Raw genomic sequence first — 17,776 nt, 5'->3', positions numbered from 1 at the left:
CGGCGTTCTCACTGGCGTGAGATCGCCGTCTCTGTCCAACCCAGCGAAAGAGTCAATCTAATCTCCCTCAGACTTCCCCAGAAATCCAGTCAGGAATCTGGAGTGATGGGAACTACCGATATTGTTTAGATTGCATTCCTCATCTAAAAGCTGATTCTTCTCTTTCACCATATCATTCCGCAGCATATTCTAATAATATATATCTTTCGTAACAAAGAAATAAGAGAGAATTCTATTGATCGAATTAACCAACAGACTCATAAAGAGAATCAATTGTTGGTTAAAAGAAACGGTTACTTCTACGACAATATGGAGGAGGATCTCAAGAATAAGCGTCGTTGAACTCTCGTTCACGGCGCATCAGCTCCTCGACACCGTGTTCGAGGATGCCGCTCCCCATCGCTGTCGGTCGATAATACGTGTAGAAGCCGTGGCTGTCAGCAGTCCGCCGCTGGCGCTTGTCGACGAGTCCGACATCGACCAGTTCGTCGAGATGGTAATGGAAATTGTGTGATTCGACGTCAACCGCAGCCTTGAGATCCGAGGCGCTCAGTTCGTCGTTGGCGACGATCGTGCGCAGGATCCGAAATCGAGTCGGATGTCCGATCGCCTGTTGCATCGCGAGGTACTCCTCAAGCGTCAGCCCACTCTCTTCGGGAAGCGGCGGCTCCGGTTGGCGAACGTCCGCTGTTGGATGGCGATCGGTTTCGGACATCTGGGGGTGCCTCGAGTGTACGTTGGGACGCTACATACTTAGTCGTTCTCGACTAGAATATTCCTGAGAACACCGATAGTTATATACTGCCGTTTCGAACGGGTGACTCGAATGCGGCAACGGATTATCGACAATCTCCCTCGTGCTACCAGGGACTCGGATGCGCTTGCCCCAGTCCGGCGGGAACAGTTTCTCGTCTACCTGATGGGACCGTACCGGACGTTCGATGTCGACGCGCTGCTTCCGGCAGACGCCGATGTCGAAACCGATGCCCCGTCGTTTGCTACGTGGGACGAGACCAGCGGGGAGTACGCCGAAGACGACGTCTTGCGGCTCCTTCAGGAAACTCGAGACTGTCTCCGCGACCGTGGATTCAATGCCTTCCTCGCGATCGACGTCGGAATCTCCCTCGATGAGATAGATGCCGCCACACAGAGTATCGCGTTTGCGCAGGCGAGTAATGCAACAATTTTCATTGCCCCGCAGGTCGGCGATAACCTCGGTGTCGGGATCGAGATCGGAAGCGTCCTCGAGGATCTCCTATCAACGGATGCGATGCGAGGCCCCGCAGCCGACGCGACCCCACCAGAGCGCGCACGGCGGATCATGGTCGCGACCGAACCATCGGTTCGAAGTGCAATGCTTGGAGCCGTCAATACCCGCTGGGACGCCAGCGTCCGGACGTTTACCGATGCCAAGGACTGCTGTCGACTCTGCGCGCAGTTCTGTACCCACATTCAGAACGAAGAGCTCTATGGCTCGCTCGATCGCCTCGACTGATCGCCTCCCCGCCAGTTTGATGAGACCGATCGAAAAGATGTCGTCAGGCCCTACGATACATCGTCTGTTTGTCTCCCAACTGGTTCGTAGTACGCGGAAAACGGAAGTCAGAACCGCTACTGACGGAAAATTCAATAATGTATGGGACTTTCTGACATATGAAATGGTGGGATTCCGCCGAGCAAGTCAAGAACAGTTGACATCCTCCGCGCGCTGAAGCGCGAGGATTCCCACGGCCCCGCACCGCTTGATTGGGATATTAGGGTTTACGAGACGACCTGTTCTTGTGGGGCGACTTGCCCCGTTGATTTGTCGAACAGGCGCACCGATGGCTGTGCCAAACAGCCGTTACTCCTATCCCGTGCGGGATTCGGAGTTACCGTCGCTCGCATATTCTCCGCCCCATTCAGATCACTATTCGCCACCAGTCCACACTCATCACAGACGTACAGCCCACGCTCGACGCGGTTCGAATCAGCTTCCCTCCCACACACACAGCACGTTTTCGACGTTTTCAGTCCCGCTTCATCCACCCGTTCAACCTCGATCCCACGGTCTTCGGCCTTGTATTCAATGTAGCTGAGAAGCGTTTCAAACGCCCAGTCGTGCAACCGCTTGTTCCCGTGGCGTCCCCAGTCTTGGTCCTCACGAACGGTTTTCGGATCCCCGACTGCGATTGTCCCGACATCCCGGTCACCACACTGCTCGACAATATCTTTCGATACCGCGTGCAGAAAGTGATCTTTCCGTCGGGAGTTCTTCTCTCGCGCCCACTGTGCGTGGTGGCTCGGCCCGGTTTCGCCCTGTGTGTCGTATTCTTCCTGCCGGAAGTAGTGGGCGTCTTCTTTCAGCGCGTTTCCCGGATACAACAGCGTCTCGTCACCGACAGAGACAGCTGCAGTGTTGCAGATCCCGAGGTCGACGCCCGCGGTTTTCTCACCGGGAGACTCGGCGGTCTCACTCCGCAGTTTACACACGAAGTGCAACTCCCACTGCTCGCCAGTCCAGACAGCACGGACGGTCTGAACGCTGTCGACAGCAGCTAGCGTCCGACCGTCGTCCGTCTGGAGCCTGTATTCACACAGGATGTAGTCAGCGGCGTACCGAGAGGCTTTCATATTCGTCCCTTTGGAGAGACGAACACGGCTGTGCTCGGTGTCGAGTTTGAAGCCGTGGTTTTTCCACGTCACCGTCGAGCGTGGATGGTCGTCGCCGTGTTTGCGGTAGCCGGGGGGGTTCGCATCCGGGTCGTCCTGCCCGTACCACGAGTCGAACGCTTCACCGAGTTCCTGAAGAACTCGTTGACTGGATTGTGAGTGCAAATCCCCGTAGCAGTCGTGGTGTTTGAGATACGAACAGAGATCGTCCCCACTGGGAATCTGGCCGATGGCATCCCAGACACGTTGGATTGTCCACCGCCCGACGTTCCACAGTTTCGATGCGGCAAAGCCATGCGAATCGAGGTCCTCACGGACTTGCGAGTGATTGCAGATACTCGCTTTGAACGTCCGAGTGACGACCTGATTCGACATATGTAAGCGTCGTATGGTTTCTTACATAATAGTTGCGGATGACTCCTCTCCGTGGAATATCCTCCCACGGATCCGGGCGTGGATCCCGCTTCAGGTGACGGCTTCATCCCCGCGGTGAACCGCGAGGCCTTCGCCTCGAATTTCCGTAAACGTCTTCGAGGTCGACGAGGAGTACCTGTTCAAACACTATTTTGAGAGCGACGAGGTTTTTGATCGGATAAAGAGGGAGTACGCGATGGAACAGAACCCGACACTCACTGAAGCAGCAATCGAGCGTCTGGCACGGTCGCAGTCCTTTGATCGGGGTGAAGACTACTACGAGCGGGGCGCAGTCATCGACGCTGCTCGCCGTGGTACTCTGCTGCGAGCCGAGGTCGAGGGGAGCCAGTACGAACCCTACCAAGTGCAGATCGAACTCGATGAAACCGGTATCGTCGACACGGCGTGTTCCTGTCCGTACGATCACGGCGGGATCTGCAAGCATCGCGTCGCCGTCCTCCTGACGTACGTCCGCGATCCCGACGAGATCGATCAGCGACCGCCCACCTCTGAGTTGATCGCCGATACGGATCCCGAACTGCTGCGGGATCTGCTCGTCGATCTCGTGGAGAAGTACCCGGAACTGGCAGACCAGGTCGAATCTCGACTCGAAACAGCAGAATCCGGAGACGTAGACGGCGACTCATACGACCGAACACCCGACATCAACCGGGAGTCGATCCGACAGCAGGTGCAGTACGTCCTTCGTCCAACGGAAGGACAAAGCGCCCACGCGTACGACCCGTATGCGGCCGTCGAGACCGACGTCGGGAAGCTCCGGGATCTCCTCCACCAAGCGTGGTCCGCGATCAACGCCGGCGATGGCGAGACGGCGCTGGACATCCTCGAACCCCTCGCCGACGAACTGATGGACGGAGAGTGGCTGGCCCTTTCATACGACGATTCCAACGCAATCTTCGAATTTTTTGACGAGGTCGACAGGGCGTTGGCCGAAGCGCTACTCACAACCGATCTCTCGGAATCGGGACGCGCCGACTGGGAGGACCGCCTCTGGCGGTGGGAGAACGAGATGGGGAGTTATACGCATCAGCCACCGTACAGCGTCGCCCTCGAAGCCGCCCAGCGGGGGTGGAACTTCGAGCCGGTCCAGCGAGCGATGCGCGGCGATGCCAGCTACGCCGACCTCTGGGAAGGCGATCCACCCTGGTACGCCGAGGAGTTCATCAGAGCCCGCCTCAACGTCCTCGAACGCCAGGACCGCATCGAGGAGTACCTGAATCTGGCGGCGGCCGCCGACCTGATCGACGCGTACGTGACCAAGCTCGTCGAGGAAGGCCGGATCGACGAGGCGATTGAGTACGGCCATAACAACCTGTACTCGCCAGACGAAGCACTCACGCTGGCCAGAGCACTCCGGAACCACGACCGGCCACAGGCAGCCCTGGAGATCGCCCAGAATGGGTTGACTCTCGAGGGGAGCGGGAAGGCGGAACTGGCCGAATGGCTGCGCGACCGAGCCAGCAGTCTGGGCGAACGCGAGGTCGCACTGGAGGCGGCTATCGCGGCGTTCAACGCCTCCCCGACGCTTTCGGCCTACCAAGCAACGGAGGAACTCGCCGGTGAAGAGTGGCCGGACGTTCGTGAGGAGTTACTGACGTCTCTTCGAAACAAGGACACGACCCAGCGGGTCGCGCCGCGACACGCCGAGATCTTCCTGTATGCGGACCGGTACGACGAGGCGATCGCCATCGCAGACTGCTTTGACGACTACAAGGTGGTCGAGCCGGTCGTCGAGGACGTTTGGGAGGAGCACCCACACTGGACGATCGACGTCTGCAAGGAGCAGGCCGAGCCGATCATCGATGAAGGCCAATCACAGCAGTATCATCACGCCGTGAATTGGCTGGAAATCGCTGGCAAAGCAGCCGAGGCCGCAGGCGTACTCGACGAGTGGCGTACCTACGTCGAGGATCTCCGGGACGAACACTATCAAAAGTACAAGCTCCGTCCGATGCTTGAGGAACTGTTGGAGGAATTCGCGAAGTAATCGAACCCAGGTGAGAAAGGATGGACAGGACTACCAGAGACCGCGTTCTCACCGCTTTGGACGAGTATGGCATCGACCTGCCCAAAGATGGACTGACACTGGAGAAGATTCGTGAACGGGCCTTCGGATTTCAGTTTGAATCAGGCGAGATGCTCTCGTTTCGGATCGAGCGCCATCCGACGATGTACCTCTCGGACATGGGTGCGCCAGGAGTCGATACATCACCCGCCCGATTTCACGTTCTGACGGAGTACCAACTGGACCTGACCGACGAGACGTGGCATATCGAAGAGCTCTCTTCGACCTTCGAGTACGAGCCGTGGCTGGTGATCGAAGCCGAGCTTGGGGCCGGAGGACCCCAAGAGATGATCCAAATGGGGATCGAGGACGTGAGGGCTGCAGACGATCCGGAAGCGGCCTTCGACGACGTGTTCGAATCGTGGATCGACCACTGGGAAGAGAAGTTCGACGAACTCGATGGGAGACCGGTCCCCGACGAAGACAAAGAAGCGATTCTCGATCTCTTAATCGGTGAGCTGAAAGAGCAGGCAGAACTTGACTGACAGTGGACGTTGTTCTTTCCGACACGCAGCATCGTACGACACGCTTTGTAGGCTCCGATTGTAGGATACAGACATGGAAACCGAGACGTGGATCGAGCGGCTACTCATCGTCCAACTCACCACCCACGATAGACGATACAAACACGACTACGGTGGTATTGAAAAGACGACTGACGATCTTGTGGCAGCCTGTACACAACTCGATGCCATCATGACGGAAGGTGGGTCCGAATGGCCGTCACTCGAGCAGCTTCTCTCGATGGACGCGGAACTCGAACCCGAGGTCGAAGCCGCCCTTCAAACACTGCAAGACCGGGGCCTGATCGAGCGTGTCGGGGAACGCGAGCGCCCCGGTCCACCGTTCGAGCCAGGTGACTATGGTACGACAGCCGTCTGGAAACCGACCGTCGAGGGACGGGCCGAAGCCAGAGCGATCCGCGAGGCGTATTCCGACGACGTAGAAGCACTTGCGGACTCGCACGGTGAGGACTCCGAGGAGTTTCGCGAAGAGATCGTCTCAGTTGCCAGAACATATGGCATCATTCCGAGCTACTTCAGATGAGACGGAAATCGAGACTTAGACTCCAACCTTCTCTAATTCATCGAGAAACGCCGGCCGGTTCGAGTACTCGTCTCGCAGGAATGAGACCAGGTTCTCGAACCGGCGATCACGCCCCAGCGTCCGTATGGTCTGGAGGTGCTCGGCGACCTGTCGGTAGTACTTTCGTCGACTTGCGTCGGCAGCGGCGTTCTTGATCTCCCGACGATACGCATCAAAGTACGCAGCGGGATCATGATCTCCGAGTTGATCGATATACGCCTCGAACAGGTCAAGATCCTGAACATCGGTAACCGTCTCGAATGCGTCCTCGATGCGTTCCTCTCGCAGATAGATCTCTACGATCGTCTCGGCGGCCCACCGCCTGTCCAGTCGATCGACGATCGTGTCGACGACGTGATCCCACTCGTCGTTTGGGGTTGCCACTTTCAGCCGGTCGTAGTACGTCCAGTCGGTTCGCTCGGCAAACAGATCGATTAACATTTCTCGGAAGGCATCGGGGTCAGTCGCCTCGTATCGATCGACAAGAAATTCGCGGAGCGGTACCGTATCCGACCCCGAGAACGAGTCGACCCATACTCGGCGACGGTAACGGCTGCCTCCTGTTCGCCCTCATCAGCGAGGAAACGAGCGTATCGGAGACAGAGGTGTCGAGATGCTGGATAGTGTCGTGCGAGAATGCCCCCGAGTTCCGCCTCCTCGTCGAGGCGGTCGAGCAGTTCGACGAAGCCCCGCAGCCATGCGGTTTCGGTGTAGCCGTCGAGTAACTCGTCCTCGTCGGCGGGAGTAGTGAGATCACCGCGACGCCATGCATCCGTGTCGTCATCGTAGTGCTCACCGTAGATGCGATCGGACTCGAGCCGCTCGTCAAGTCGACCCCTCAGCAGGGATGCCAGTAGCGATAGTCGTCTTCGGTCGTGCACATCTCCCAGAGTGCTTCCCTGAAATGTTGTGGGAAGCCTCCTTCTTCGTGTTCGTCGACCCACTGGTCAAAACAGTACTCGATGTACTCGCATTTCTCCTCGTGTGGGAGGTTCGCGTCGTGGATACAGGTTGCGTAGCTCGCGATCGCGTCCTGAAAGGTTTCGTCGTGTTCGAATCCACCTCGATGGGAGTCGAACTCGTGGAGGTGATCGCGCATCGCCTCGAACATCGCGCGGTAGATGGTCTCCGCGTCGCGATATCGTCCCTTCTCAATGTACGACTCTGCTCGCTTTTCGTGCTGGGTGAAGTTCGGGGCCGTCTGATACCCGTACTTGGACTCGATTTCGGCTCGGAGTTCGTAGACATCGAGGTCGGACGTGTTCAGAAAAGAATGCAATCGGCGTTCGAGATCCGGATCAGTTTCCAGCTCCCGGGCGAGAAACCCACGGAGCAGTTCCGGCGGCATCTCTTCGAGTAACTTCTCTGTGTCGCTCATACTTCCATATCGCCGAACGTCCAGTTTTTGGGCAGACGCTCGTGAAATCTCTCGTCTTCGATGGTCTCACGTAATCGAGCCCTGGTCGACTCGTCCCACTCGAAGCGGTAGTCCAGTTCCTCGCGAACGTCCCAGTAGCGGGGGATTTTCGGCGTCGAATCTTGGTCAACCGTGGCCAGAATCGACGCCAGCATGTATCGATCTTCGTAGTCGATTCGATCCGTGGTGAGCAGCGATTCGAGTAGATCGGCCGCGGCGTGTTGGTCGGCGTAGAACGCGTGCGGAAGCGTACCTCGAACCCAGAACAGGTCCTCAGTGACGACATCATGGACGTGATCCGCAACAGAGTGATCCGGATGGCCGATACCCCAGCCGTACGCGAACGACTCTTCGCCACTGGTTTCACCCATCGATTCCCAGAACGAACCGAGATATACGAGCGCATCAACAGGGACTGCTTCGACACCATCGCGTAGACGTGTCCGGATGACGTGTCTCCCGACGACGTTCTCGATGACCGGACTCGCGAGGGGCTCGTCGTCGGTACTCACGCGCGGGTAGGCTTCGATCAGTTCCGTGAGAAACTCCCATCCCTCGCGCGCGGCGATTTCGTCGAGAGTCTCCGTGGCCGGTTCGTAAAACGCCCAGAAAATCCCGCGATACGTGTCGTAGTCCTCGGCGGCGTGGTACTCTTGGAGTTCTCGCTCGTACTGGCCAATCAACCTGTACGCAGCGTCGACGTCTCCCTGGGCGGCCGTCTCGAGGTTGGTTTTCAACGTCTCGCTCGCGGCGTCCAGCCCTCGCTTCTCACGCTCCTGTACGTTTCGCTGCATGTCCGCTTCGAGCGCGTCCGAAATCGAATCGAGGAAGGCGTCAAACGAAGACAGTGAATCCTGACTCTCTGAGTCCTCTGCCGGACAGTCGTGCAGGCGAATGCGACTCAGCGTGGTGAACGTGTCGCCGCAGGCATCACACTCGTGGGGCATCGTTCGTGTGAGAACGTGCGAGGGCAAGACGTATTTGTGTTCGGGAACCGTCCACGTTGGGAAAATTGCGCATTCACTCGACGGGCACTGTTAAATTGCATCCGCTAATGTAGCGTGTTTAATCGGGGGTTCATTGTCGAGTGCTTGGTGACTTCGGAAGTGGTTATAGTAGGCGGTGTAGGCAGTCAGCCAGCGTTCAGCGCTGGCCTGACTGCCGTTCCAAATCTCGTGAAAACGCCCGATTCGCATGGTGAAGGTCTGGAAGAGCTTTTCAACGATGTTGCGGTCAGAGTAGTTGAGGTCACCAGCGAGTCCAGTCCGAGCAAGAGCTGTCAAGTAGCCCATCCCATCGACGAGAAACTCCGCGTCGGTGACGCGGTGTTTCTCTTTGAGCTCACGAGAAACTCCGCAGCAGGGTCAGTTCCCCGATGTTCCGAAAGTTGGACGTGGAGCACGATCTTCGAATCAACGTCGATCGCTGCATACGACCAGACCTTCTCACCACCTTCGAGTTTGACCTGTTTTTCGTCGACAGCAACGCGATCTGGTTCGGCCGTGAATTCCTCGTCATGGTACTCTCCGTAGGCTTGATACCAGTACCAAATCGCTTGCCTGGTTCGATCAACGCCGAACCAGGCAAGCAGGTCACTACATTCTGACAGAGACGCCGACGCAGCATGAGCTGCGCACGCCAGCCGAACCAACCAGGCTGGCGTGCGCTCATCATCCAAAAACGCTACATCTGATGACTCCGTTGGATCGAGTGGGAGTTCTTCGAGCATGGACACTCGAATGAAGAACTCCCATCTACTTCACTCTCGATTTAACAGTGCCCCATAGAGGGAGATGAATCCACTCTTATATAAAGACTGTTAATGACCGTTTACGCCAGTGGGAACAATTATACACACTCGACTGGTGTCTCTCTGTATGAGCAGTATGGAGCAGGCGGATGACCGGGGAGCGAAGAAGCAGCTCCGGAAGGAACACCCGAGCGGGTGGCTCTACCTCACGCAACACGACGCGATCCCGATTCTCGTAGACGCGTTGCTCGATCTTCCGCCGAACCGCGAGTTCAACAAAACCGAACTCGCAGAACACGCTGGTGTAACGCGCCAGACCGTTGGTAACTACACCGACCTCTTGATTGAGGTCGAACTGATCGAGGAAGTTCCGAACACGTCACCGCACCGATACCGGGTCGCAGACAGCGAGGTGGTTCGTGAACTCTTTGAGCTGAACAGCGCGCTCAACAGCGTCGGTGAATAGCGACTGCCTGCGAGGAGCACGCCGAGTACTTCGAGAATCTGTTGATCCAACAAAGCGGCTTTGTTGAAATCCTCAGAAAGGGCTCCATTGAATCGCTGTAAGACGTTAGAATTCATGGTTTGACGTAGCGTTTGATGTTGTAGACGAGACACATCAGGGCAATCTCGCGGAACTCGCGGTACCATTCACGCGCTCGGACGGCCGAGCCGTACGAGCGCTTGACCGAGGAGTTGGCGGTTTCGGTCATCGAGCGCTGATTGTAGAGATCGTCGTTAATTCGGGCGTTGTGTGCGTGATCGTAGGGCGCGAACACACGATGTTTGACGAGTGGTCTGATGCCGAGTTCACGGAGTTGCTCGCGTAACTCTTGGCTGTCGTAGCCCTTATCGGCGGCAAGCGTGCGTAACTCGCCCGGGTAGCGCCGGGCGAGTTGCGCACAGACATCGGCGTCACTCCCTTCTCTGGTCGTGGTGCAGTGTACGTCAAGGATCGCTTGCGTCTCTGTATCGACGAGTTTCGTCGCCTCGATGGTCTGAACGCGGTAGTTCGTGCGGTCACAGTAGTGTTTGCTGGCCGGAGAGCGTTCGTAGTAGGTAGCGTCAACGGCAGCGTCGGGAGAGGGATTGTGCAACTGCGCCGAGTGGCGCAGCAGCACTCGCCAAACTGCCATCTCAATCCTGTCGAGCCACTTATTCAACGTGGATGGTGCCGGGAGATCGTCCGGTTCAAGGCCAATAATCTCCAGAATTTGCGTCATTGTCTCTAACAGGTCGATTGTCATCACGTAGGATTTCTCAAGGAAAATTCGCAAGCCGTGAAGCGAAATCATCGCCCATTCAGCGAAGCTGCCGCCACCTTCCGGGGCGGCAGCTTCCTCAGCATCGTCGGAATAACTTTTGGCGAGCGAGACTAATTCCTCGGTGAGGCGGGTGGTAAGGTTCATCCAAACTGCTACTCACTCGCCTCAACTTCTTCGATTTTACGACTTACTACGGCGATGTCTGGCGATTCAATGGAGCCTCAGAAAGAGATATATCTGAACTGGGTTCTGGTCCGCACAGAGGAACGATCTAACGCGGGACACTCCGAACTATCCACCAACTGGTAAGACAGCTGTACAAGATACAGAGGATTGATGTTGCAGACGAAGTTTCTCATTGCAGTATCCTGTCAGAAACAGCCTGATGTGTACATTGGGCGAACACATCACCAAGAAATATGGAAATCAGTCTTGCTGAGATCGTTCACTACCGGCAGCAGAAGTAACAATAGTGTAGAGTCTGTTTCTCAGTATATGGATGGACGCGGTTCAGATAAAAAAGGGACACTTTCCCCAATTTACCCAAGTGAGATCCCATATCTCCCAGATAACGGACGACGGTGGGTCGCTATCTTCCTGTTGGTAGCATTTATCAGCGGATTTGTCGTTTCCATTCTGATGTGGATTAGTAGTCTCCTCTGAGTCACTTGTCATCCCAGATTATGCATTCCTATTGATCGACGGTATTAGAGAGAGTTCTGTGAATGAAAAGTCACAAATTGAAGTTTAAGATCTGTCTGCCTCAATCGATTCAATTCGTAAATTCGAGTTGACACTCAACCACTGCTGTGTCCAAGGGGCGAGTCTTGCACTGAGTGTTCGATGAAGATCGACGATTCAGATCGGTCTATTCAGATGATAGCGAGATCAGACGTATCAATAACGGAATCCCACCTTATTAACGAGTAGGCTGCAGAGTATCTTGTGTGAGTAACATCTATCTGGGAATCCTGATCGGCGGGGGTTTACTCGTCGGTATCCTCGTCTTCGTCGGAATCTACCTTGATACCAGTCAGCGTGGATTCTCTTCAGCAAAGCGTCTACTATTGGCAATTGGCTTTGCTACCAGTTGTTTCGGAGGATTTCTCATTCCGTACGCATACGGAGATCAACTTGGATACATATACTTCCAGCTTCTCAAATCGAGAGCGATTACTATCTCACCGTACGAGTGGGTAACAGTAAGTGTCGCGACTGGGTTTCTGATTAGTGTGATTGTCTGTGGCCTATACTTTGCTGGAATTCGATACACGACGTCACAACCCGCTTAAAAGAGTAGTCAATTCGCAAACCTATTGATCGGCTGTTTCAGAGGATACTGGATGGGAAGAATAGTTGCGAATTGATGTGTCCATGGTCTATACACATCATTCCAGATAAGATATGAGTTCAAATGGAAACAATTCCAATGCAAGACTCGCGCGTTACATCTTGTACGGCGCTCAGAACATCTCTAAAACTGAGAGACGTTCTAGCAGTCAGTACGCAGTCCGAAGTCACCAATTGATTCATACGGGATCGTGTCTGGTGAGGACATTCCCAAGAAAGTTATTCTTGATCTGGTAGGTGGGCTCCAAGAGAATTCAGACTCGCTCTTCGAGCAAGCGAGCTAATGGACTCAATCGGCGATTGATTTTCACTCCACACTCCAGTTTGGATGTACGTGAGCCCTACTGGGACACCATTGAGCGTTCGACCATCGAACGAAAGCATGCGCCTTTCGATATCACGGCAAACACCCCGCCACCGTCATGCGGTTAGAAGTTGACGGGCGCGACGGGATCCCCGCGAGCGGAGCGAGCGGGGGTAAGTCGCGCTCGTGAGTGAACGAAGTGAACGAACGGGCGCGACGGGATTTGAACCCGCGGCATCTTGGTCCGGAACCAAGTGCTCTGTCCGCTGAGCTACGCGCCCTCACGCCGGGATATCACCGCCGTGCGTTTAACGTTTCTGACTTCTCCCGACAGTCGCCGGACGGAACCGCGATGAGCTGGCCTCGAAAACGCGACGCTCACTTCTCCTTGAAGTACGCCGACAGCGCCTCGGCGACGATCTCACCAGGGTCGGTGTTTTCGATCGAGGCTCGGCGCCGAAGTTCGACGTAGGTCCCCTCCGGCAGCGCGACCGTAACCTCCCCGAGCGTGACGTCCCGCTCCTGGAGTGCCTCCGCGATCGGTCGCCCGTCGTTCACCTCCGAGGCGATCGCCCGCACCTCCCTGACGGTGAGGCCGCCATCGAGGATCGCAAACGCCAGCACGTACCGCGGCTCGCCCGACACGCGGGCGATGTGCTTGGCCGCGCTGGGGGCGATCTCCCCGCGGGCGACGTGCCGCCGGATCGACTGCGGGAGCGCGTGTACCCGGGCCCACTTGCGGACGAACGCCACAGACACCCCGTCGCCAGCGCGCTCGGCCGCCGCCGTGTACGAATCGAGCCCCCGAACCAGCGCCGCACAGGCGGCCGCACCCCGGAGCATCAACACGTGATCGTCGCCGATGGCGTCGCTCGCGAACTCCCGGACGGTCCGTGCGGCCGCCTCCAGGTCGTCCGGATCGTCCGGATCGAATCCGACCGCCTCCGCGGCCCGCTCGCCGGTGACCGCCGGATCCGAGCGCACGACGGGCTTACCGATCGGATCCTCGCGGTCTGCTCCCCTGTCGGTCATTGACATATCCAGGGGATCCAGATAGTAAAACGTCTCGCGAGTGGCAACGTCGACCGGTTGTTCGACCGCAGCTCGGTGACGCCGAACGCGACGCTTTTGTCGCCGGATCCCCTCTCCCTCGCCATGAGTGAACTCCCCGAACGCGTCCGGCGGGCGTTCCGCGAGCACCCGTCCTTCGAACCCGCACCAGAGCCCGGCCGGTTCCGGGCTACGTCGACGCCGTTCGACGCAACCGTGACGGCGTCAACCAGCGACGTGGATGATGATCCTGCCGTCGACAGTCCTGATCCCGACGATCGAGATGTCGTCAGGTTTGAGATCTCCGTCCGCGTCCCGATGCTCGATGAGGTGACGAGCGATCGCGTCGCCGACGTCGTCGAGGACGGCTGGTACGAGACGTTCGAACTCCGCGTCGCCGATGTCGCCGGCGTACTGAAAGCCGATCGAGATGTCTCCCCGTCGGTCCGTCGGTCGATCGACGATGCCGAAACTCGGATTGCTGTCGTCGAGGCGACCCTCCGGGATCGCGACACTCGACGGGGCGTCGATGACGCCGTCGCGATCGTCAACTACGTCGAGGGCACGTACGTCCAGGGTATCATCCCCGGCTACGCCTACGAAGAGCCCGTGGCGGATCTCCTCTCGCAGGCCCACGCGACCGGCGGTAGCGACGGTGTCTCGAACCCGTCTGAGTGATCGACCCCGAGGACGACCGCTCAGTGCGGCGTGGCGAAACGCCTTTGCCGTCGGGCGCGATATCGCCGGGTATGCTAACCGATCTGGATCTGGTCTTTATCCTCCTGCTGTTGTTCCTGCTCGGGCTGTTCTTCTTCGCGTACCTCCTGGTCCGCCGGACGCTGATGGGTCTCCGAGAGGGCTACCAGGACGGTCAACGGCGGTGACCTGATGGTCGGGATCGAGGCGGCGGCGACTTTCCTGGTCGCGGGAATGGCGAGCCTGTTTATGGCGTGGGCGATCGGCGCCGGCTCATCGGGATCGACGCCGTTCGCGCCGGCGGTCGGGGCGAACGCGATCTCGGTATTGCGGGCGGGATTGATCGTCGGGATTCTGGGCTTCCTCGGCGCTGTACTGCAGGGGGCGAACGTGACTGAGGCAGTGGGCACGGAGCTGATCGGCGGGGTCAGCCTCTCTGCGACCGCCGCGATCGTCGCGCTCGTCGTCGCCGCGACGCTGGTTGCCGTGGGCGTGTTCAGCGGCTATCCGATCGCCACCGCCTTCACCGTCACCGGCGCCGTCGTCGGTGTCGGCCTCGCGCTCGGCGGCGACCCCGCCTGGGCGAAGTACGCCGAGATCCTCGCGCTGTGGGTCCTCACCCCGTTCGTCGGCGGCGGAGTCGCGTACGGCACGGTCAAACTACTCGACTGGGGGCGGCTCGACGAACGCCGGGTGACGGCCGGCCTCGCCGGGGTCGTGGGTGCCGTTCTGGCCAACGTCGGTTTCGCCGTGCTCGGGCCGGCAGGCGAGGACGGCTCGATCGCCGGAACCGTCGCGGCGGCGGTCTCATTGCCGAACGCCGCGGGGATCGATCCCGGCGTGCCGGCGGCGACACTCGGGATCGCCCTGCTCGCGACCGGACTGCTCGCTGCGGATCTGCGACGCGATTTCGCGGGGGGACAGCGTCGGTTCCTCCTCGTGATGGGGGGACTGGTCGCCTTTTCGGCCGGCGGATCGCAGGTCGGCCTCGCGATCGGCCCACTGGTGCCGCTGTTCGACGGGAGCGGCGTTCCCCTCCTTGCGCTTTTGGTCGGGGGCGGGTTCGGACTGCTGCTGGGCTCCTGGACCGGCGCCCCGCGGATGATCAAGGCGATCGCCCAGGACTACGCCTCGATGGGTCCGCGACGGTCGATTGCGGCGTTGATCCCGTCGTTTGCGATCGCCCAGACCGCCGTCGCGTTCGGCATCCCGGTCTCGTTCAACGAGATCATCGTCTCCGCGATCGTCGGCGCCGGCTACGCGGCCGGCCAGGCCGGCGTGTCGCGCCGGAAGATGGGGTATACGGTCCTCGCGTGGGTCGGTTCGCTCGCGCTGGCGCTCGGGCTCGGGTTCGGAATCTTCTCTGCGGTCGATCTGATCGTCGGCTGATTCACTGCCCCGGACCGAACGTCGCCGAGTTGTTAGTCCTCGACTTCGACGGTCGCGTCCCCGTCGTCGCCGTCGCCGGGTCGCTCGTGAATGACGATCCGCGCGAGCATGATCCGGGTGTTGTCGACCTCCTCGATTTTGATCGTGATCCCGTCGTACTCGATCTCCTCGCTTTCCTCGACCAGTCGGCCGACCCGGTTGAAGATAAAGCCGGCGAGCGTCTCGAACTCCTCGCCTTCGGGGATCTCTAACTCGAGCGCCTCGTTCACCTCGTCGATGTTCACCGCCCCCCGAACCAGCGCCTCGTCGTCGTCGACGAACTCGATCGGCTCCTCCTCGTCGCCCTCGAGGATGTCCCCGACGATTTCCTCGACCATGTCCTCGAGCGTGATCAGTCCCTCTGTGGTCCCGAACTCGTCGATGACGATCACCATCTGGAGCCGGTTGTCCTGCATCTCCTCGAGCAGTTCGTCGGCGTTCTTGCTCTCGGGGACGTGCAGCGTCGGTTTCACGACCCGGGTGAGCGACGGCTCCCCCTCGCTGTATCGCTGCTCTCTGACCAGATCGCGGACGGTGACGATGCCGACGATGTTGTCGAGGTTACCCTCGTACACCGGGACGCGCTCGTGGTCGGACTGTATGCACGTCTCGATCGCCTCCTCGACGGTCGCGTCCCGCGGCACGGCGGTCACGTCGAGCCGGGGGGTCATCACCTCCTTCGCGATGGTGTTGTTGAACCGGAAGATCCGGTTGAGCATCTCGCGTTCCTCTTCCTCGATTACACCTTCGCGTTCGCCTGTTTCGATGAGGTCCTGGATCTCGTCGCGGGTGATGTACGTCGACTCGATCGCGGCCCGGCCCCCAGTGATCTTGTTGATCGCCTGCGTGAGGTGATCGAAGATGATCACCAGCGGGAGCAGCACGTACTCGGAGTACTTGAGGGGACGCGCGATCCGCAGCGCCCAGGATTCGGTGTGTTCGACCGCGTACGATTTCGGCGCCGTCTCCGCGAACAGTAGCACAAGTGCCGTGATGCCGAACGTCGTCGCCAGCACGGCCTGGCCCTCGCTCATGTAGATCGCAAAAAGCGTCGTCGCGATCGCGGACATCGCGATGTTGACGATGTTGTTGCCGACCAGGATCGTGACCAGCAGCCTGTGGGGGTTGTCCTTGAGATGTTGAACCGTCTTGGCGTTCTTGACGCCCTCGTTGGCGAGTGTGTCGACCCGGTGGCGGGGCAGCGAGAACATCGCGATCTCCGAAGAGGAGAAGAAGGCGGACAGCCCGAGCAACACCAGGATCGTGATACTGCCAAGGATTGTGATCGTGGTCGGATCCGACCCCAGAAGTTGGAGCACGGCCGGTGGATCACCAACCACTGCAGGCGCAGACGAAGTCGACAGCGACAAGCCCATACCGTTAGTCATTCCTGGGCGGGAAAATTAAGGATTGCCCTCCGCACCCGGATGTGCGGGCTCGGTTGCGGAACTCGCGCTCGGAACGGATTCCCGCCGTCGAAGCCGTTACCCGGATGCAGCCCGACAGTCATGCCATGACCTCGGCCGACATCACCCTGTACAGGCTCCAGGCGTGTCCGTACTGCGAACGCGTCGTGCGACTCCTCCGCGAACTCGATCTGCCGTACCGATCCCGGTTCGTCGAACCGATGCACTCCGACCGGAACGTAGTGAAACGCGCCTCCGGAAAACGGAGCGTCCCGGCGATCGTGGACGATAACACGGGTGTCACGATGTCCGAGAGCGGAAACATCGTAGAGTACCTGCAGCGAACGTACGGGGAAAACTGATGGTCGAGTTCGACGTCGTCGATCTCCCGCCGGCGGATCACCCGACTGAAGGGGAGACGGCCCCCGACTTCACCCGGCCGCTGGTGAACGACGAGTACTGGGAGGACAGGTCCCTCTCGGAACTGGTCGGGCCGGAGCCGACGGTTCTGGTCTTTCATCCGATGGACGGTGCGTTCCCGGCGACGTATCTCTGGAACGAGATCCGCGATCGAGGGTGGGAAACCGAAGCCACCGTCGTGGGCGTCTCCATTTCGACGCCCTACGAGCACACGTCGTTCGTCGAAGAACGGGGAATCGACTCTCGACTGTTCTCGGATCCGGCAAACGGCGTCGCCGAGGCGTACGGAATCGCCCACGACCTCGACGGGATGGCCGGAATCGAGGAACCGCGACCGGCAGTGTTTCTGCTCGACACCGACAGGACGATCGAGTACGCCTGGGTCGCCTCGGAGTGGCCCGAATTCCCCGATTACGACGAGATAGCGCGACAGATCGACCGGCTCGCGTGAC

At 58.8% G+C, this 17,776-nt stretch carries 19 protein-coding genes, 1 tRNA gene and 1 pseudogene; 10 read left to right on the top strand and 11 right to left on the bottom strand.

What is annotated here, in order from left to right:
* Positions 1–322 precede the first annotated feature (322 nt).
* Complete coding sequence (locus AArcSl_RS00815) at positions 323–715, bottom strand: winged helix-turn-helix domain-containing protein (RefSeq protein ID WP_119813790.1); 393 nt, start codon at positions 713–715, stop codon at positions 323–325.
* A 111-nt stretch (positions 716–826) separates the two neighbouring features.
* Here AArcSl_RS00815 and AArcSl_RS00810 point away from each other — a divergent pair, with 111 nt between their 5' ends.
* Positions 827–1,495, top strand: coding sequence for a DUF7509 family protein (locus AArcSl_RS00810; RefSeq protein WP_119813788.1), 669 nt, complete (start codon positions 827–829; stop codon positions 1,493–1,495).
* A 266-nt stretch (positions 1,496–1,761) separates the two neighbouring features.
* Here AArcSl_RS00810 and AArcSl_RS00805 read toward each other — a convergent pair whose 3' ends face one another.
* Positions 1,762–3,027 (bottom strand): RNA-guided endonuclease InsQ/TnpB family protein, encoded by a 1,266-nt coding sequence (locus AArcSl_RS00805; protein WP_119813786.1) that lies wholly within the window; start codon positions 3,025–3,027, stop codon positions 1,762–1,764.
* Between the two features lie 235 nt (positions 3,028–3,262).
* Between AArcSl_RS00805 and AArcSl_RS00800 the strand changes: the two genes are divergently transcribed.
* From AArcSl_RS00800 to AArcSl_RS00790, 3 genes are all read left to right on the top strand, one after another.
* The gene (locus AArcSl_RS00800; protein ID WP_119813784.1) at positions 3,263–5,074 is read left to right on the top strand and encodes an SWIM zinc finger family protein; all 1,812 of its coding nucleotides are present in this window, start codon (positions 3,263–3,265) and stop codon (positions 5,072–5,074) included.
* Positions 5,075–5,094: 20 nt separating this feature from the next.
* Positions 5,095–5,637, top strand: a complete 543-nt coding sequence (locus tag AArcSl_RS00795; RefSeq protein ID WP_119813782.1) for a hypothetical protein — start codon at positions 5,095–5,097, stop codon at positions 5,635–5,637.
* 73 nt (positions 5,638–5,710) lie between these two features.
* Entirely contained in the window at positions 5,711–6,199 is a 489-nt protein-coding gene (locus AArcSl_RS00790; RefSeq protein WP_119813780.1) for an SMC-Scp complex subunit ScpB, read from the top strand.
* A gap of 15 nt (positions 6,200–6,214) precedes the next feature.
* Here AArcSl_RS00790 and AArcSl_RS00785 read toward each other — a convergent pair whose 3' ends face one another.
* The 5 genes and pseudogenes from AArcSl_RS00785 to AArcSl_RS00765 all read right to left on the bottom strand — a co-directional run bounded on the left by AArcSl_RS00785 (position 6,215) and on the right by AArcSl_RS00765 (position 9,384).
* Positions 6,215–6,679: a hypothetical protein gene (locus AArcSl_RS00785; RefSeq protein ID WP_119813778.1), complete on the bottom strand. Its 465-nt coding sequence runs from the start codon at positions 6,677–6,679 to the stop codon at positions 6,215–6,217.
* Positions 6,673–7,119: a hypothetical protein gene (locus AArcSl_RS00780; RefSeq protein WP_119813776.1), complete on the bottom strand. Its 447-nt coding sequence runs from the start codon at positions 7,117–7,119 to the stop codon at positions 6,673–6,675. The genes AArcSl_RS00785 and AArcSl_RS00780 overlap by 7 nt, the downstream gene beginning before the upstream one ends.
* Positions 7,077–7,616 carry a hypothetical protein gene (locus AArcSl_RS00775; RefSeq protein ID WP_119813774.1) on the bottom strand — a complete coding sequence of 180 codons (540 nt, stop codon included), beginning with the start codon at positions 7,614–7,616 and terminating at the stop codon, positions 7,077–7,079. The genes AArcSl_RS00780 and AArcSl_RS00775 overlap by 43 nt, the downstream gene beginning before the upstream one ends.
* Positions 7,613–8,602, bottom strand: coding sequence for a hypothetical protein (locus tag AArcSl_RS00770; RefSeq protein ID WP_119813772.1), 990 nt, complete (start codon positions 8,600–8,602; stop codon positions 7,613–7,615). The genes AArcSl_RS00775 and AArcSl_RS00770 overlap by 4 nt, the downstream gene beginning before the upstream one ends.
* Positions 8,603–8,692: 90 nt before the next feature.
* Positions 8,693–9,384, bottom strand: a pseudogene (locus AArcSl_RS00765) (IS6 family transposase).
* Positions 9,385–9,532: 148 nt separating this feature from the next.
* On the opposite strand from AArcSl_RS00765, the gene AArcSl_RS00760 reads away from it, so the two are divergent.
* Positions 9,533–9,871 (top strand): hypothetical protein, encoded by a 339-nt coding sequence (locus AArcSl_RS00760; protein WP_193588487.1) that lies wholly within the window; start codon positions 9,533–9,535, stop codon positions 9,869–9,871.
* Positions 9,872–9,983: 112 nt separating this feature from the next.
* On the opposite strand, the gene AArcSl_RS00755 is transcribed toward AArcSl_RS00760, so the two are convergent.
* The 3 genes from AArcSl_RS00755 to AArcSl_RS00745 form a co-directional block, all read right to left on the bottom strand.
* Complete coding sequence (locus AArcSl_RS00755) at positions 9,984–10,814, bottom strand: IS5 family transposase (protein ID WP_119813768.1); 831 nt, start codon at positions 10,812–10,814, stop codon at positions 9,984–9,986.
* Between the two features lie 1,718 nt (positions 10,815–12,532).
* Positions 12,533–12,605, bottom strand: a tRNA-Arg gene (locus AArcSl_RS00750).
* A gap of 97 nt (positions 12,606–12,702) precedes the next feature.
* Positions 12,703–13,356, bottom strand: a complete 654-nt coding sequence (locus AArcSl_RS00745; RefSeq protein ID WP_119813766.1) for a DUF7119 family protein — start codon at positions 13,354–13,356, stop codon at positions 12,703–12,705.
* 123 nt (positions 13,357–13,479) lie between these two features.
* On the opposite strand from AArcSl_RS00745, the gene AArcSl_RS00740 reads away from it, so the two are divergent.
* From AArcSl_RS00740 to AArcSl_RS00735, 3 genes are all read left to right on the top strand, one after another.
* Positions 13,480–14,052: a DUF5813 family protein gene (locus tag AArcSl_RS00740; RefSeq protein ID WP_119813764.1), complete on the top strand. Its 573-nt coding sequence runs from the start codon at positions 13,480–13,482 to the stop codon at positions 14,050–14,052.
* 71 nt (positions 14,053–14,123) lie between these two features.
* Positions 14,124–14,258, top strand: a complete 135-nt coding sequence (locus tag AArcSl_RS17545; protein WP_281259888.1) for a DUF7859 family protein — start codon at positions 14,124–14,126, stop codon at positions 14,256–14,258.
* A gap of 4 nt (positions 14,259–14,262) precedes the next feature.
* Positions 14,263–15,459 carry an inorganic phosphate transporter gene (locus AArcSl_RS00735; RefSeq protein ID WP_119813762.1) on the top strand — a complete coding sequence of 399 codons (1,197 nt, stop codon included), beginning with the start codon at positions 14,263–14,265 and terminating at the stop codon, positions 15,457–15,459.
* A gap of 32 nt (positions 15,460–15,491) precedes the next feature.
* Here the strand turns inward: AArcSl_RS00735 and AArcSl_RS00730 are convergent, their stop codons facing one another.
* The gene (locus AArcSl_RS00730) at positions 15,492–16,874 is read right to left on the bottom strand and encodes a hemolysin family protein (protein WP_119813760.1); all 1,383 of its coding nucleotides are present in this window, start codon (positions 16,872–16,874) and stop codon (positions 15,492–15,494) included.
* A gap of 137 nt (positions 16,875–17,011) precedes the next feature.
* On the opposite strand from AArcSl_RS00730, the gene AArcSl_RS00725 reads away from it, so the two are divergent.
* Together AArcSl_RS00725 and AArcSl_RS00720 are read left to right on the top strand one after the other, a co-directional pair.
* Positions 17,012–17,266, top strand: a complete 255-nt coding sequence (locus tag AArcSl_RS00725) for a glutathione S-transferase N-terminal domain-containing protein (protein WP_119821628.1) — start codon at positions 17,012–17,014, stop codon at positions 17,264–17,266.
* Entirely contained in the window at positions 17,263–17,775 is a 513-nt protein-coding gene (locus tag AArcSl_RS00720) for a redoxin domain-containing protein (RefSeq protein ID WP_193588514.1), read from the top strand. Before AArcSl_RS00725 ends, AArcSl_RS00720 begins: the two co-directional genes overlap by 4 nt.
* Position 17,776 lies beyond the last annotated feature (1 nt).

Source organism: Halalkaliarchaeum desulfuricum (assembly GCF_002952775.1).
Taxonomy (GTDB): domain Archaea; phylum Halobacteriota; class Halobacteria; order Halobacteriales; family Haloferacaceae; genus Halalkaliarchaeum; species Halalkaliarchaeum desulfuricum.
The sequence above is the reverse complement of the archived record's forward strand: the minus strand, read 5'-3'. Positions and strand labels throughout refer to the sequence as shown.